The organism is Blautia sp. HCN-1074 (genome assembly GCF_037890165.1).
Taxonomy (GTDB): Bacteria; Bacillota; Clostridia; order Lachnospirales; family Lachnospiraceae; genus Blautia_A.
The window spans coordinates 1-350 of the sequence record NZ_JBBKBP010000090.1 but is presented as its reverse complement, the minus strand read 5'-3'; the positions used below and the strand labels follow the sequence as shown (position 1 = coordinate 350).

At 44.9% G+C, this 350-nt stretch carries 1 protein-coding gene; it reads right to left on the bottom strand.

Annotation, left to right across the window (positions count from 1 at the left end):
- The coding region (gene tnpA, locus WKT11_RS19910; RefSeq protein ID WP_340285813.1) for an IS200/IS605 family transposase at positions 1-350 on the bottom strand (350 nt) is incomplete at both ends.

Below are 350 nucleotides of genomic sequence, written 5' to 3'. Positions count from 1 at the left end.
TTCTTTTTCCTTCTGTCCTTCGATATAGGCAGATACCTGCTCACGGCTCCGGTCACTGACTGTAACGGCACAATAAGACGGGTTCCACAAATGTCCTCCCCACAGTTCTTTTTTCAGCTCCGGATGTAAAAGGAACATCTGACGTGCAAGATTCCCTTTCATGATCTTGATCATATCTGAAATATAAAACTGCGGCCGACAATCCACAAGCATGTGGATATGATCCGGCATGACTTCCATTGCCAGGATCTGAAACCGATACTCTTCTGCCAGATCCTGCAACATCTTTTTGCATTCCAGGTCGATTCCGTCTTTTAATACTTTCTTCCTGTATTTCGTACACCAGACCA